Origin of the sequence: Clostridium sp. BSD9I1 (assembly GCF_900185645.1) — a bacterium.
Taxonomy (GTDB): Bacteria; Bacillota; Clostridia; order Clostridiales; family Clostridiaceae; genus Clostridium_AK.
This window is the reverse complement of sequence record NZ_FYAM01000023.1, coordinates 901,649-917,531: the sequence shown is the minus strand read 5'-3', so window position 1 is coordinate 917,531 and position 15,883 is coordinate 901,649. Positions and strand designations below refer to the sequence as shown.

14 protein-coding genes are annotated in these 15,883 nt (G+C 30.5%); 7 read left to right on the top strand and 7 right to left on the bottom strand.

The window, feature by feature from the left end:
* Positions 1-20: 20 nt before the first annotated feature.
* A complete protein-coding gene (locus BSD9I1_RS12060; protein ID WP_035308898.1) occupies positions 21-245 on the top strand; it encodes a hypothetical protein in 225 nt (74 codons plus the stop codon).
* 75 nt (positions 246-320) lie between these two features.
* On the opposite strand, the gene BSD9I1_RS12055 is transcribed toward BSD9I1_RS12060, so the two are convergent.
* Entirely contained in the window at positions 321-1,805 is a 1,485-nt protein-coding gene (locus BSD9I1_RS12055) for a nicotinate phosphoribosyltransferase (RefSeq protein WP_186430517.1), read from the bottom strand.
* A 134-nt stretch (positions 1,806-1,939) separates the two neighbouring features.
* Between BSD9I1_RS12055 and BSD9I1_RS12050 the strand changes: the two genes are divergently transcribed.
* The 5 genes from BSD9I1_RS12050 to BSD9I1_RS12030 all read left to right on the top strand — a co-directional run bounded on the left by BSD9I1_RS12050 (position 1,940) and on the right by BSD9I1_RS12030 (position 8,378).
* Complete coding sequence (locus tag BSD9I1_RS12050) at positions 1,940-3,946, top strand: ATP-dependent helicase (RefSeq protein ID WP_186430516.1); 2,007 nt, start codon at positions 1,940-1,942, stop codon at positions 3,944-3,946.
* 158 nt (positions 3,947-4,104) lie between these two features.
* Positions 4,105-4,404 (top strand): hypothetical protein, encoded by a 300-nt coding sequence (locus BSD9I1_RS12045; protein ID WP_186430515.1) that lies wholly within the window; start codon positions 4,105-4,107, stop codon positions 4,402-4,404.
* Positions 4,405-4,575: 171 nt separating this feature from the next.
* Positions 4,576-5,766, top strand: a complete 1,191-nt coding sequence (locus BSD9I1_RS12040) for a M20 family metallopeptidase (RefSeq protein ID WP_186430514.1) — start codon at positions 4,576-4,578, stop codon at positions 5,764-5,766.
* 4 nt (positions 5,767-5,770) lie between these two features.
* Positions 5,771-6,745, top strand: a complete 975-nt coding sequence (locus BSD9I1_RS12035) for an RluA family pseudouridine synthase (protein ID WP_186430513.1) — start codon at positions 5,771-5,773, stop codon at positions 6,743-6,745.
* 25 nt (positions 6,746-6,770) lie between these two features.
* A complete protein-coding gene (locus BSD9I1_RS12030) occupies positions 6,771-8,378 on the top strand; it encodes a polysaccharide biosynthesis protein (RefSeq protein WP_186430512.1) in 1,608 nt (535 codons plus the stop codon).
* A gap of 124 nt (positions 8,379-8,502) precedes the next feature.
* Here BSD9I1_RS12030 and fetB read toward each other — a convergent pair whose 3' ends face one another.
* From fetB to BSD9I1_RS12010, 4 genes are all read right to left on the bottom strand, one after another.
* A complete protein-coding gene (gene fetB / locus BSD9I1_RS12025) occupies positions 8,503-9,261 on the bottom strand; it encodes an iron export ABC transporter permease subunit FetB (RefSeq protein WP_186430511.1) in 759 nt (252 codons plus the stop codon).
* Entirely contained in the window at positions 9,258-9,914 is a 657-nt protein-coding gene (locus BSD9I1_RS12020) for an ATP-binding cassette domain-containing protein (RefSeq protein ID WP_186430510.1), read from the bottom strand. The genes fetB and BSD9I1_RS12020 overlap by 4 nt, the downstream gene beginning before the upstream one ends.
* A 14-nt stretch (positions 9,915-9,928) precedes the next feature.
* Positions 9,929-10,369, bottom strand: coding sequence for a MarR family winged helix-turn-helix transcriptional regulator (locus BSD9I1_RS12015; protein WP_186430509.1), 441 nt, complete (start codon positions 10,367-10,369; stop codon positions 9,929-9,931).
* A 202-nt stretch (positions 10,370-10,571) separates the two neighbouring features.
* Positions 10,572-12,011 (bottom strand): SulP family inorganic anion transporter, encoded by a 1,440-nt coding sequence (locus BSD9I1_RS12010; RefSeq protein ID WP_186430508.1) that lies wholly within the window; start codon positions 12,009-12,011, stop codon positions 10,572-10,574.
* Between the two features lie 181 nt (positions 12,012-12,192).
* On the opposite strand from BSD9I1_RS12010, the gene BSD9I1_RS12005 reads away from it, so the two are divergent.
* Positions 12,193-12,735 carry a recombinase family protein gene (locus BSD9I1_RS12005; protein WP_186430507.1) on the top strand — a complete coding sequence of 181 codons (543 nt, stop codon included), beginning with the start codon at positions 12,193-12,195 and terminating at the stop codon, positions 12,733-12,735.
* A 76-nt stretch (positions 12,736-12,811) separates the two neighbouring features.
* Here the strand turns inward: BSD9I1_RS12005 and spoVB are convergent, their stop codons facing one another.
* Together spoVB and BSD9I1_RS11995 are read right to left on the bottom strand one after the other, a co-directional pair.
* Positions 12,812-14,305: a stage V sporulation protein B gene (gene spoVB, locus BSD9I1_RS12000; protein ID WP_186430506.1), complete on the bottom strand. Its 1,494-nt coding sequence runs from the start codon at positions 14,303-14,305 to the stop codon at positions 12,812-12,814.
* A gap of 132 nt (positions 14,306-14,437) precedes the next feature.
* Complete coding sequence (locus BSD9I1_RS11995) at positions 14,438-15,685, bottom strand: dicarboxylate/amino acid:cation symporter (protein ID WP_186430505.1); 1,248 nt, start codon at positions 15,683-15,685, stop codon at positions 14,438-14,440.
* Positions 15,686-15,883: the final 198 nt, after the last annotated feature.

Below are 15,883 nucleotides of genomic sequence, written 5' to 3'. Positions count from 1 at the left end.
GGGAATAGGGGGAAAATCAAGTGGGGGAATGTACTTTTTTATCAACTTGTGATAATAAAGAAGAATGTTTTAAAGATTGTGCTTTATATAATTTAAAGGAAAATGAGGGCATATGTCCTTTTAAAACGTTATCAAATTATAAAGTTAAATCAATAGAAGAGTTTGATGACATGTTTTTTAAAGAAAGGGAGCTGGACTTCATTAAAGATTATTACAGGGAAATGCAAGAAGAATATATGGTTTAATGAAGATAATAATTAATAATTAGGGGATATTAAATAAAATAAAGGGAAGCGGGATTAATCCAACTTCCCTTTATTTTATTTATTCTCCATATATATATTGGAGTATTTATTAATAAGGTTATGCTTTAAGGACCAAAGCTTTGTAGATAAATCCACATAGTAGTTATGAGGATTTTCAAACCTTAATACTTCGTGCCATAACTTCTCAGTTTCCTTATCTACTATCTGTTTAATTTCAGTTACAGAAGGAGAATCATATACAAGATTTCCTTTGTCAAATATTTGAACCATAAGCTCTTTGGCATAAAAATTAGTAATCTTCTTCTTTTTCCAAGTATAAACAGGATCAAATAACATTAAGGATTCTTGCTCTTCTATATTTTCATCATGAAGAGTTATAAGGTCAGCAATAGCTTTATCAGTATCCTTATCAAATATTCTATATATTCTTTTGAATCCAGGGTTTGTTATTTTTTCTTCGTTTTCACTTATCTTGATTCTAGGAACTATATTATCCCCGTCTTCTATAGCTACAAGTTTATATACTCCTCCAAATACAGGTTCGGATTTTGCTGTTATAAGTCTTTCGCCAACGCCAAATCCATCTATAGGAGCACCTTGACGTAAAACTGAGTCTATTATATATTCATCTAATGAATTGGATACGATTATTTTCACATCACTATATCCAGCATCATCAAGCATTTCTCTACAATTTTTAGTAAGATAAGTTATATCCCCACTATCTATTCTAATTCCTTTTGGTCTAAAACCTTGAGGTTTTAAAACTTCATCAAAAACTTTAATAGCATTTGGAATACCAGATTTTAATACATTATAGGTATCTACTAAAAATGTACAGTTGTCTGGGTAAACCTTAGCCCAAGCTTTAAAAGCATCATATTCAGTAGGGAAAAGCTGTATCCAACTGTGAGCCATAGTCCCAGAAGATGGAACTCCAAACATTTGCTCAGCTATTGTACAAGCGGTAGAATTACATCCACCAATCATTGCTGCACGAGCTCCATATATAGCTCCGTCATATCCTTGAGCACGACGAGAACCAAATTCCATAACTGTACGACCATCTGCAGCTCTGCATATTCTATTGGCTTTAGTAGCAATTAGTGTTTGATGATTTATAGAAAGTAAAATCATTGTTTCTACAAATTGAGCTTGTAGAATAGGACCGCGAACTGTTACTAAAGGCTCATTAGGGAATACCGGGTTGCCTTCTGGCACTGCCCATACATCACAAGAAAATTTAAAGTTTTCAAGATAGTTTAAAAACTCTTCGGAAAAAATAGTTTTGCTTCTCAAATACTCTATATCGTCATGAGTAAAGGATAAATTAGAAAGGTACTCTATTAGCTGCTGAATACCTGCCATTATGCAATATCCACCACCATCAGGTACTCTTCTAAAAAACATATCAAAATAAGCTATTTTATTTCCTAAATCATTTTCTAAGTATGCATTGCCCATGGTAAGTTCATAGAAATCTACTAACATGGTAAGGTTTCTATCATTTCTAACGTTAAAGTTTTTTATGTACTCCATAGTGTTAACTCCTTATATGTTATAAATTAATATTTTTGTTAATAATATAAATAATTATTACTATTTTATACCTTGAAATATTTTTTTACAAGGTAATTGTTAAAAATGCTTATATAAAAATGAAGGTGAGTAAAATGTCTAGCTGTAATTTAGACCAATGGCAATTTGATGCAGTGAAAAGTAAAAAAAGAAACTTACTTATAGTAGCGCCTCCAGGTTCGGGAAAAACCACTGTTATTATAAATAGGATAGAATATCTAATAAACTCTGAAGGGGTAAAGGGAGAAAATATTATAGTAATAACTTTTACAAAAGCTGCAGCAAAAAATATGTATCTAAGATATGTAAGCAATAATAATCTAGAAGTCCCCGCATTTTTTGGAACATTTCACAGCTTATTTTATAGGATATTATATAGAAATTCAAATAAGCCCCGAATTATAACGGGAGATCAGTGTCTAAAAATTATAGATTATACCTTAAGAAAATACACAGAAACTATTAATGAGGAAAAATTAAAAGGAATAATCAATAGCATATACCTTTATAAGAGCAGCGAAATGAGCCTAGATGAGGTTAAGTATACAGGGGACAAAGAAGTCTTTTATGATTGCTATAATGAGTATGAAAAATATAAAAAGGAAAATGGACTAATAGATTTTGAAGATTTGCAGGTTATGTGTAAAAATTTACTTGAACAAGATGCAGTACTGTGCAATTATTATAAAAATAAATTTAAGTACATACTTATAGATGAGTTTCAGGATTGCGATAATATTCAACTCAGTATTTTAAAAATGTTAAATAGAAATAATTCTATATTTGCAGTAGGTGATGAAGATCAATGTATATATGGATTTAGAGGTTCAAACCCGGGATGTATGGTTTATTTTGATAAGTATTTTGAAAATGGAGAAAAGGTATACTTACATAAGAATTATAGAAGCGTACTTAATGTGGTAGATTTTTCAAGAACATTTATTAAAAACAATAAATTAAGGAATGAAAAAATAATAGAAGCCTTTAGAAAAGATATAGGTGATATTAATGTACTTACTTGTAGGAATGAAAGAGAAGAATCAATCAAGGTAGCTAAAGATATAAAAGATTTTATAAAGGATAAAAAGATTGAATATAATGATATAGCAGTACTATATAGAACAAATAATGAGAGCTTAAGTTTGATAGATGTTTTTCTAAAACAAGGTATTCCATTCAAGTTATTAGATAAAAATTATAACTTTTTTAATCATTTTTTGTGCAAAGATATAATCTCTTACCTGAAATTAGCCATAAATCCTTATGATAGGGAAAGTTTTATAAATATTATAAATAGGCCTCTTAGATATATAAGTAAAGTTGATATACATAATTTAAATAAAAATCCTTTAAGAGAAAGTTGTTTTGAAATACTTGCAGGCTATAGATTGCCCATATTTAAACTGAAAATTATAAGAGATTTACAAAAGAAGATTAATAAGATGAAAAATATGACTCCAATTGATGCAATAGAGTATGTAGTGTGTTCCTTAAATTATGAAGATTATATTGAAAGTTATGTTAAAAAAACCAAAAAAGATAAAGAGGAATTAAAGGATTTTATAGATATGCTTAAAAGTTCGTCAGAGGATTTTACCACTATAGAGGAGTTTATAAATTATATAGAAAAGGGAAGAGGCGAATTACCTAAGGAAAGTTCGAATGCTGTTACCTTAAGCAGCATACATGGAGTAAAGGGAATGGAGTTTGAGTGTGTTTTTATAGTCAATTGTATTGAAGGTAATATTCCCCATAAAAACGGTAGCGGAGAAAACTTAGAGGAAGAAAGAAGGATTTTTTATGTAGGGGTTACAAGAACAAAAAAGTATCTAACATTATGCATTCCTGAAGTGTATAAAGGACAGTATTGTAATCTTTCTAAATTTATAGGGGAATGTGGATTAGAGAAGGATATATGTAATAATCCCATGTATAAAGGTGGTGAAAATGTCAAACATATATATTTAGGTGAAGGTATAATAGATAAGGTAGATGAAAACTTCATAAGTATATTATTTAAAAATAATATAAAAAGACAAATTAGCATTAAAAATGTTGTAGAAAATAAGATGTTAAGTCTAATAAAACATAAAAATGTATAAGTAATGGTTGAACTTAACATGGTTTATCCAATTTGTGATATATAAATAAACCTATAACAGGATTATTAATTGACATATAAAAAATATATGTTATACTATTATCGAGAATAGTATAGTAAATGAAGTGTATATTTTTAAAATATCCAGGAGGAAAAGTTATGATTTCATTTAAAACTATGTGGGAAGATGTATCAGGATTAATAACAAGAGAAGAAATAAATGACATAGAAATAATAGAAAAGTATAAAGATGGATTTGTGGTAAGACATTCAGAGGGAAATTGCTTTGTAAATAAAAATGATTTTATAGACGTATGGTGCAACATACTATATTTTAAGGAAATGCCTAAAAATCAGATTTTTAATGGTCCGAGGGAATCTTTTAAATATGTATATGCTGTTATGAAGAATTTACCATATATAAAAGACAACGCTGAAGTAATAAGATTAGTAGAGTAGTTTGTTGAATAATTGGAAATAATGTTATATAATTTTAATTAAGCTCATATTCTATGGATATGAGCTTTTAAAATGCACAAAAACTAGTAAGTAATTTTAGAAAGTTATAACATTATACATATTATATTTTTTAGATTATTAGATAAACTAAAGGTAGGTGTAAAAATTAATATGGTAGATATAAATTTTTTGCAAAGAGCAGAACAAATTAAAGAAGATCTTATAAAATGGAGAAGAAATTTTCACATGAATCCTGAACTAGATTATGATCTTTGTAATACTACTAAATATATAGAAGAGTTTTTACAGCAAAATTGTATAGAGTATAATAAGGTAGCAAAGTCTGGGATATGTGCAATTATAAGAGGGAAAGGGAACAAAACTATAGCTCTTAGGGCTGATATGGATGCACTGCCATTAGAAGATAGAAAAGAAGTGCCCTATGCATCAAAAACATTAGGGAAAATGCATGCTTGTGGACATGATGCACACACTGCGATTCTTATGGGAGCAGCATTAATATTAAATGAGCTAAGGGATAAGTTACAAGGTAATGTTAAGTTATTTTTTGAACCTGCAGAAGAAACAACTGGAGGAGCATTACTCATGATAAAAGAAGGAGTAATGGAAAATCCGCATGTAGATGGAGTTGTAGGACTTCATGTAGATGAAAATATTCCTTGTGGTAAAATAGGGGTGAAAATGGGAGCAGTAAATGCAGCGTCAGATTCATTTAAGGTAAAGATAATAGGAAGAGGTGGACATGGGGCTCGTCCTGATACAACTATAGATCCTATATTTATTGCAAGTAGTGTTATTGTAAATTTACAATCCATAATAAGTAGGGAATTACCACCTACTTCACCAGGAGTTGTAACTGTAGGATGCATTCAGGGAGGAACTGCCAATAACATAATTCCAGAGGAAGTATACTTCAAGGGTACTATAAGAACTATGAAAACTGAGCATAGATATTATGTAAGAGAGAGATTTAAAGAAATTGTAGAAGGCATGGTTAAATCCTTAAGGGGAGAATGTACTATAGAAATGGAAGAAAGTTATCCATGTCTATATAATAATGATGATATGGCTAAAAGTTTTCTTAAAAGTGCTGAAGAAGTAATGGATAAGAAGGATATATTAGACTTAGACGCACCAAGTATGGGAGTGGAGAGTTTTGCATATTTTTCAATGGAGAGACCAGGGGTATTTTATAATTTAGGTGTAAGAAACGAATCAAAGGGAATAATTCACCCAGCACATGGAAGTTTATTTGATGTAGATGAGGAGAGTTTGGCTTTAGCTGCTGCTCTTCAAAGTAAATTTGCATGGGATTACTTAAACACAATAGATAAGGAGTAAAAATATGAAAGCAGAAATTGGATCTAACGAAGCGCAGCAAAGACTGGATAAGTTTTTAAGAAAATGGTTAAAGGATGTACCTTTAAGTGCTATATACAAAGCAATAAGAAAAGGCGACGTAAGGGTAAATGGTAAAAAAGCTAAAGAAAAATATACTTTAGAAGAAGGGGATATGGTAGAAGTAACTTATATATCCTCCGCAGATACTAAAAAGAAGTTGAATTTTCAAAAGGTAGAAGCTACTAAGTTCAGTAAGTTAAAGATTACCTATGAAGATGAAAACATGATACTTGTAGAAAAGTGGCCTGGTATACTTGTTCATTCTGATAAAAAGAATGGAGAGGATACATTAACTGATTATATATTATCTTATTTGTATGATAAGGGAGATTATATCCCAGAAAAAGAGCTTACTTTTACGCCAGCTCCATGCAATAGATTGGATAGAAATACTTCTGGTATAGTAATATTTGGTAAAAATTATGAAAGTCTTAAACTTTTGAATGAGATGATAAGAGAAAGAGATATAAAGAAATACTATGAAGCATTGGTAGCAGGAAGAATAAAAGATGGAATATATGAAGGATATATATTGAAGAATGAAGATAGTAATGTATCTAAAGTATATACAAAAGAGGTGCCAAATTCTAAGAAAATAGCTATGGAAGTAAAGACAATTCAAAGCTGCGGAACTTTTTCTTTTATAGAAATAGATTTAATAACAGGAAGAAGTCATCAGTTAAGAGCACATTTAAGTGAATTAGGCAATCCTATAGTTGGAGATGTGAAATATAGCAAGGATAGTAAACTGAATAGTTTTTTCAATAACAAATATGGATTGAATTATCAATATCTTTATGCATATAAGGTTATCTTTAAAAATTGTAAGGATAAACTTGCTTATATGGAAAATAAAACTATAGCAGAAACACTACCTCCAGTACTTAAAAAAATAAAAAATGATGTATTTAAGTTTTAAGTAGAGAAGATAGGAGAAGTAAAATATGAAAGAGCAATCTACTGCTAAGGGGTTTGCAATACTCTCTGCAGCAGGAATGATGGTAAAGATAATATCTCTTTTATACATACCTTTTTTAAGAGTAATAATAACCGATGAAGGATATGGTGTATATGGAGCAGCTTATTCTGTATATGTATTCATATTTGTTTTAACTAATTCAGGTATACCAGTTGCAATATCAAAACTAATATCTGAACTTACTGCCGTAAAAAACTATAGGGATGCAGTAAGAAGTTTTAAGATAGCAAGATTAATATTACTTTTAATAGGAATAATAATGGCAGTACTAATGATAGCTTTAGCAAGGCCTTTGGCAAATTTAGTAAACTTTGAAAAGGCCTATTTATCAATATTGGCTTTAGCACCTTCTATATTATTTACTTCAATAGCTTCAGCATATAGAGGGTATTTTCAAGGATTGCATAATATGACACCTACAGCAGTATCACAGGTTATAGAACAAATAATAAATACTATTTTTTCATTGGTATTTGCAGCGCTTTTAGTAAAGTACGGTATTGAAGCAGCCTGTGCAGGAGCAACAATAGGAACTTCTCTTGGAGCATTTATTTCTGCAGCTTATCTTATATGGTATTATGAAAGACATAAGAAAATTAAGGTTCCTAAAGGATATATTGAAGCAAATATAAAGAGATATAGTTCTAAGAACATACTTAGAAAAATTATACATTACGGACTTCCAATTACAGTATGCGTAGGGATGACTTATGCAGGTAATTTAGTTGATTTAGGAAATACAAAGGCAAGGCTATTAGCTGGCGGAGTTTCTGAAGCTTACGCGTCCACACTATATGGATATTTAGTTAAGTATCAGCAGCTTTTAAATGTGCCAATAGCTATTATATCATCTCTTGCAGCAGCAATACTTCCGGCTTTATCTGGAGCAGTAGCTGTAGAAGATAGACATGGCGTAAAAAGTAAGATTAAATACGCATTTAAAATGTGCTTTTTAATAGCTATTCCAGCGGCCTTTGGACTTTCTGTGCTAAGTACGCAAATATTTGAAATGCTTAGATTTGGACAAGGATCTTATTTAATGGCGTATGGTTCTGTGGTTCTTGTTCTAATGTCAATAATGCAAATTCAAACAACTATACTTCAGAGTATAGGTAAGCTTTATACATCTACTTTATATTCCTTTATAGGTATATTAGTTAAAATTTTAGTAAACTACTTCTTGATATCTATACCAAGTATAAATATTTTAGGGGCTATATATGGAAGTATTGTTGGATATATAATTCCTATAATTCTAAATCACAATATGCTTCAAAAGTCCTTAAGATTAAAATTCAAGTTTTTAAGACCAGCTCTAAAACCATTGGTAGCATCTTCGTTTATGGGTGCTGTTGTATTTATTGTATACATTGCTTTTTACAGTGTTTTTAAATTGTTTGGAAGCAATTATTTAGCGATATCAATAAGTGCTATAATATCAATAATAATTGGAGCCTACTCCTATCTATTTGGATTGATTGTTACAGTTGGAATTTCAAAGGAAGATTTTAATATATTACCTAGAAAAGCTTTGAAACTTATACCTAATGTATTACTGAAAAAAATAAAGTAGTACGACATTTTTAATGCTCCAGAGCATTAAAAATTTCTTTATGTGAAATGCTAAATAAATAATATTTTAATTGGTAAGTATATATGCATAAGCCCATATTGTAATCTGCAATATGGGCTTATTATCAAACTAACTGTTTTCTTTTGTTGAAGAAATTTTTATAGGATAAATAACATGCTACAAAAGAAGATATTGAAGTTGTTGAAAGCAGCATAAATGTTACCATAATCTGATATTTGATTGCCTCTACAGGTGAAGTGCCAGCAAGTATAAGTCCTGTCATCATACCAGGCAGCGATACAATTCCAAGTGTTTTTGCTGAATCAATTGTTGGAAGCATACCAGTTTTTATTGAGTCTCTGATTATTTCTATAGATGACGGCAAAATATCTGCACCGAGGGAAAGTTTTGTTTCAATTTCTTCTCTTTTATTTTTAAAATCAGAGGTTAATTGTCTGTAGCACAAGCCTAAGGCTATCATAGCATTACTTATAATCATTCCACTTACAGGAATAATCTGATAAGGCTCATACCTGATGGCTCCAGAAAATACAAGAATAGATAAGGTAATTATAGTTCCTAATGATATTGATATAAATGATATTAGAAGTCCGTTTTTTATTGCTTTACCTCTTTTTGCAGCATTATAAGCGGCATTAAAAGTCATAAATAAAAGTAGGAGAGTTGTAAATGTTGGGTTTTTAAGTCCAAAAATATAATTAAGTAAATATCCAACAATAACTAACTGCAGTATTGCTCTGATAACACTTATTATAATTTCTTTTTCAAGTTTTAACTTCTGAGCGTAGGAAAATAATAATGCCACTAGCACAAGTGATGAGGAAATTAAAAGTGAGGAAGAATTCATCAAACTGTTACTCATTTTAGCACCTCCAGTGACTTAATTCCGCCATATTCAATGGTTAATATTTTATTTGCAGTTCTTTTACTTTGTTCAGGGTTATGGGTTATCCAGATAATGGTTGTACCATCCTGGTTCAATGATTTTATTACACTTTCAACAATGAGAGTATTACCAGCATCAAGTGCAGATGTTACTTCATCTAAAAGCAGAATCTCTGGTTTAAATAATAATGTTCTAATTAGTGCAATTCTTTGCTTTTCGCCTCCAGACAGGTTTTTTATATCTTTTGTTAAATATTCTTTATCAAGATTAAAGAGAAGAAAAAGTTCTTCTACTCTTTGTAAATTCACCTTGCTCCCTCTTATAGAGTATGGGAAAGAAATATTATCCATAACAGTATCGCCAAAGATATATGGAGTTTGGAAGCAATATGCAATATTTTTTCTTAATTCCATAGGGTTGTGTTCCATAATAGATTTGTTTTTATATATGATTTTACCTTCTGTTGGACTTTTCAAATGACAGCACAATTTAAGAAATGTACTTTTGCCACTGCCAGATGACCCAACAACAGAAATATAATCCCCTTGATAAATGGGAATTGTTATGTTTTTCAATATGGTTTTATTATCATCAATAAAAAATACATTTTGAAATTCTAATAATGACAAGATAATCCCCCCAATCAATAAATGTTATTTTCATTGAATAAACTTTCCTTTTTTACATTTGTAAGCAATTCAGCTAGTAATTCTTTAAATAGCTGTTTTTTATCCTCCTGTAGAGTATTAAAAAAATTTAATGAAAATAGTTTATCTTCTTTAACATGTCCTTTTACAACTTGTTTTCCGAGTTCAGTCACAACAAGCTCGATAGCGCGTCTGTCTTCAGTACTTCTGATTCTTTCTATATACTTTTTAGATTCTAATCTGTCAATAATTCCTGTAAGAGTGGAGGGAGGTATATCATACTGCTTTGATATGTCCCTTATTTTCACTTTTTCCAGGAAATATATCCTTTCCAGTACGTACATATCTTGTGGCTGAATATTAGAACTCTTAAGCTGATAAGAGTTTTTGTATTCAAAAATATCTATGAGTTTGTGCATTAGTTGATTTTCATCCATTAGTTCACCTTCTTCTTACATCGTATATTACGACCATCGAAATATATGTGTAGTATAACATTATTTGAAGTGTTATACAATGAAAATTATTAAAAAAAGAAGCATCTTATAATTCAAATGCTTCTTAAATTGGTACGGAGTTTATGAATATTACACACTAATACCAAATAAATTCCAATAATTATATTAACATTCATATTGTTTATGCAATGTTTTTTGAAACTTTTTTAAGTAGTTCTTCACTTTGTTTGTTAGCACCGATAAAAGTTGTTTTAATACCATTATTTTTATTTTTATTAATCAATTTATCAATTACTTCAACTGCTGTTGAATCCCATAATGTCATTGTACTTATGTCAATTATTACTTCATCTTGGTGGTTCATTTCACCTGCAAAGAAATCAAGAAACTTTTCAGCTGATGCGAAGTAAAGATGTCCGTGTACTTTATAATGATGAGCATCTTTTTCAGTACCTTGTTCTACATGAATATTTGACATTTTGAATGCTGCGAAAACTGCACTCATTAATGTACCTATAACCACACCATATGCTAAGTTATGTGTTGATAATACAATTACAACTGTTAAAATCATTGTAAAAACTTCGCTCTTTGGTACAACGTTTAAACGCTTGATTGATTCCCAGTTAATTGTTTCAAATGAAACTACAACCATTACTGATGCTAAAGCAATTATAGGAATTTGCATAACCACATTACTAAACAATACAACTGACATCAACATGAAAAAACCGGATAGAAATGTGGCTAAACGACCAATTCCACCGTAATTAATATTGATGATTGTTTGTCCAATCATACCACAACCAGCGATTCCACCGAAGAAACCAGAAACAATATTTCCTAAACCTTGACTTGTTGACTCGATGTTTTTATTACTATCTTCTCCTGTTATTTCATCCACTAATTGTGCAGTTAATAGAGATTCTACTAATCCAACAATTGCCACAGAAAGAGAAGTAGGAAAAATAATTTTTAGTGTTTCTAGTGTCATAGGCACCTTTGGGATTCTAAAGCTTGGGAGTTTGCTTGAAATTTCGCCTAAGTCACCTAGCATTTTTACATCTAAATCTAATCCTATAACAATTAGAGAAATAACTAAAATTGACACAATTGGTGAAGGAATCTTTTTCGTTATTTTTGGGAATATGAAAATAATTATGACCCCTATAATTCCAAGTACAGGTAAAATCAAATTTCCTTTAAAATGATCCAGTTGGGATGTGAACATCATAATACCTAATGCGTTTACAAAACCAATCATGACTGGCTTTGGAATATAACGCATCAAAGTTCCAATTTTAAAGAAACCTAAAATTGCTTGAACAACACCTGCTAAAATTGTTGCAGCAAATAAATATTCGATTCCATACTGAGCTACTAAATGTGCTAATACTAATGCAACCGAGCCTGCGGCTGCGGAAATCATGCCTGTTCGTCCGCCGAAAAATGCTGCAATTGCTGTGATAAAGAATGTTGCGTACACCCCAACAATTGGGTCCACTCCGGCAACAATCATAAAACCAATAACCTCTGGAAATAAAGCTAAGCAAACAACAATCCCTGCCAAGATATCTCCTTTGACATTGCCAAACCATTCTTTCTTTAAATCTTTAATCATTAATTTATTCACCTCATATATTGTTTTTAATATAAAACTTTATGAACTCTAAATTTTGCATGCAAGTAACATTCTAGCACATATCGTTCCAAAAACCAACCATTTTGAAACTTTTTCGGATAAACTTTAATATAGATTGTGTTATAATAAAAGAAATATCTTATGAGCTAGGAGAATATGTATGATAATCGGATATATGAGACCATATCAAGGAGATTTAAATTGCGAAAATCAACTAAAAATCCTAAAGGAAGCAAATTGCGTAGCAATTATTGCTGAAGAACATTCGTCAGCTAAAAAAAGAATCCAGCTGGAAAGTGCATTAGATATGCTAAAAGCAGATGATAGGGTAGTTGTTACAAAACTTTTTGTATTTGCTGATTCAACAAGGCATTTGGTTGAACTCTTGGAAGCAATTGAAAGTAAAGGTGCCTATCTTCAGTCTCTTACTGAGAAAATTGATACCAGTAATCCGAATGGATATAGATTCACTGATATTGTAAAGTATCTTGTTGATTTCCAAAGCGATGTCACAAGTGAAAAAACAAAAGAAGGGTTATATGAAGCAAAACAAAAGGGAGTCCACGGCGGCCGTCCGAGGAAACCTGACGAAAATGTAAAACGCGCCATTGTTATGTATCAAAGCAAGAAATATAGCCTGGCAGAAATAAAAGATGAGACAGGAATTAGCAAGTCAACTTTATATAGATATTTGGAAAATTAATAGTTAATATATATTTATGCATAAAGAAAAACAAGGGAAGCCAAATGGATTCCCTTGAAAATCATATGATTTCATTTTATTTCTTAGAGAGTTTAAAATCAAAAAATATTAACAAAAAACCTGTAAGAGTTATGATTAGATACTTCATAGACAGGGTTTCTGGTAAAATGTTTTTTAAAATATTTAATATAAAATAAAACAATATGCACAGTAGTATACTTATAACAAAATTATTTTTATTAAAGTCAATATTAAGATGTTTTCTTATTTCAAACATGTTAATTATAAGTGTTAAGAATGAAGTTATAATAAAGGTTATTACAAAGCCATATATGTTTATAGAAGGTATTCCTATAAAAATATAAAGACTTATAAGTTCTATGACAGAAATAATAAGAGAGTTTCTAAGTAAAATACCTTGTTTCCCCAGCCCGTTTAATATACCATAAGTTGTTGTGCTTACATAAACTAAAGGTGCAACTAAAGCAGAAATGGCTATAAAGCTGCCTAGATCTTGTCTTTTAAAGAGTAAGCTTCCCAGTTCATTTGGAATAGTGTTGCATATAATCAAGGTAGATAATCCTAATAAAAATGCAATCTTAAGTACACTCATAACTCTAGTTTCTGTACCCCAATAATCTTTATTACTAATGCTTTTGGATATGTCTGGAATAAGTATTGTAGACACGGAGTTTATAACAACCATAGGGAAAAATATTATGCTTAAGCTCATTCCTGTGAATTTGCCAATTAAGGATAGTGCTGTACTATAGTCCATTCCAGTAGCAATTAATCTTCTGGGAACTATTAAAGTAGAAACAGTGGATAGTGCTGTGGATGAAAAAGCATTTAAACACAAAGGTATAGATATAATAAGTACGTTAAATAGAAGCTGAGCCCGTCCTTCTGAAGACTGCATATTATTAGAGGGCTTTACTTTATGTATTTTATAAGATACATAGAGCAAAGTAGTACTTATCCCTTCGCCAATTGCTAAAGCAACATAGGCAAAAGTTACTTTACTGGAAATATCCGTTGATAAAGCATAGGTGCCAAATATAACTATTATAACTATTGTTCTCATAAACTTTTCAAATACATCAATATATGCAGGAATTTTAACTTTAGATATACCATAAAAGTATCCTTTAAGTATTGAAGAAAATGCAATAAATAACATTGCAGGACAAAGCACCTTTATAGCATATAAGCTTCGACTGTCTTTTATTAAATAGGTACTTATATAGTTTGAACTTACAAATACAATGCTAACAACTATAAGTGCCCATAAACCATCAAAAGATAGAGTTGTATCGATGGTTTTATTTAAGTTTTTAAAGTCGTGTTTACTGTAATACACTGCAGATACCTTAGAAATAGCAGTTATAAGACCACCAGAAATGATACATATAAATAAATTATATATAGGCATTATTAGTCCATAAAGCCCCATGCCTTCAGGGCCAATTTTACTTGATAGTATTATGGCAAATGTAAAACCTAGTATCCCGGTTGCTATATTAGCTGCTGTTAGCGTAAGGGTATCCCTATAAAAAGTATCTTTTTTCATTCCTTATAACCTCAATATTATTAACATTAATAATTATTCTTAAGCCTCGGGAAATATTCATAAGCCTTAAGAATAATTACTATGGGCATAAAAAAATACTGTATTATAAAAAATTATAATACAGTATAAAAATTACTCTTCATTTGCAGCGGATAACTCCTCTGATTCTCTAAGCTTATCTACGATTACGGCACAAGAAGCATCTCCGGCTATATTAACAGCGGTTCTAAGCATATCAAATATTCTATCTACACCAAATAGTATAGGAAGTCCAACTACAGGAATGTTAGCAGCAAGTAAAACTGCAACAACTAGTAAAGTTGGTCCTGGAACACCGGCTTGTCCTATAGAACCTATGGTAGCTGTAAACATTATTGCAATATATTGAGATGGGCCAAGGTCTATATTAAACATTTGTGCAAAGAAACATGCAGCTAGTGAATAATAAATTGCATTCCCATCCATATTTATTGTAGCGCCTAAAGGCAATACGAAAGAAGAAGTTTGTTTTGATACTCCAAGGTCCTGTTCACAAGTTTCCATATTTACAGGCAGCGTTGCCATAGATGAAGCTGTAGAAAGTGCAACCAATTGAGGCTTATACATGGAAGACCAAAACTTTTTCAGTGACATTGAAGAAAATAATTTTATGTTTAATGAGTAAAAGCCAAAGTTATGAATAATTAAAGCTAATACATATATTAAAAATAAATAAACTATCTTCTTTAATATTTCATACCCAAATGTACCAGTGGCATCTGCCATTAATGCAAATACGCCAATTGGGGCTATGTACATTACCTTCATGATTATAAAAATTAAAGCATCGGTAATATAAGTGAATGTATTTACAATAAATGTTTTCTTTTCGGTTTCTAAAGAAGAAATTCCAAAACCGAAAAATAAGCTGAAGAAAATAATTTGCAGGATATTTCCTTCTACTAAAGCTTTAATTGGATTTTCAGGAATAACACCTTTAATAGTATCCCAAAAACCAGGTAAATCTCCTTTGGTTTCAAATTCATTAGAAAACATAGAACTAAGTGAGGATACATCAATACCTGCACCAGGCTTGAAGATTTCACCAAACACAAGTCCTATAATAACAGCAACCGAAGTGGTAATCATATAATAGGAAAAAGTTGCAACTCCTATTTTACCAGCAGATTTTGTGTCCCCTATAGAAGCGGCACCAGTTATTATGGAGAAGGCTACTAAGGGCACCACCACCATTTTAATAAGCGACATAAATATATCACCTAAAGGTGCAAACATATGGGCTGATTTTCCCATTATTAGACCTGTTAATATTCCTACAAACATAGCAACAATTATTAAAACACCTAAATTTGCAAAAATACTTTTCTTTTTAGTACTCATTTATAAGTCCTCCTAATACATAAATACATATTAATATTATAGACATGTCCTCAAATAATTTTAAAGGAAGACACCTAAAAATGCAAGTAAAATAAGGGCTATAATTCATTTACTTTTACATTGTAAAATTTAAAAGTATGCGTTGACAAAATATATACTATGGAAGATAATTTTATTTAAGAGAAATCTTTGAGAATA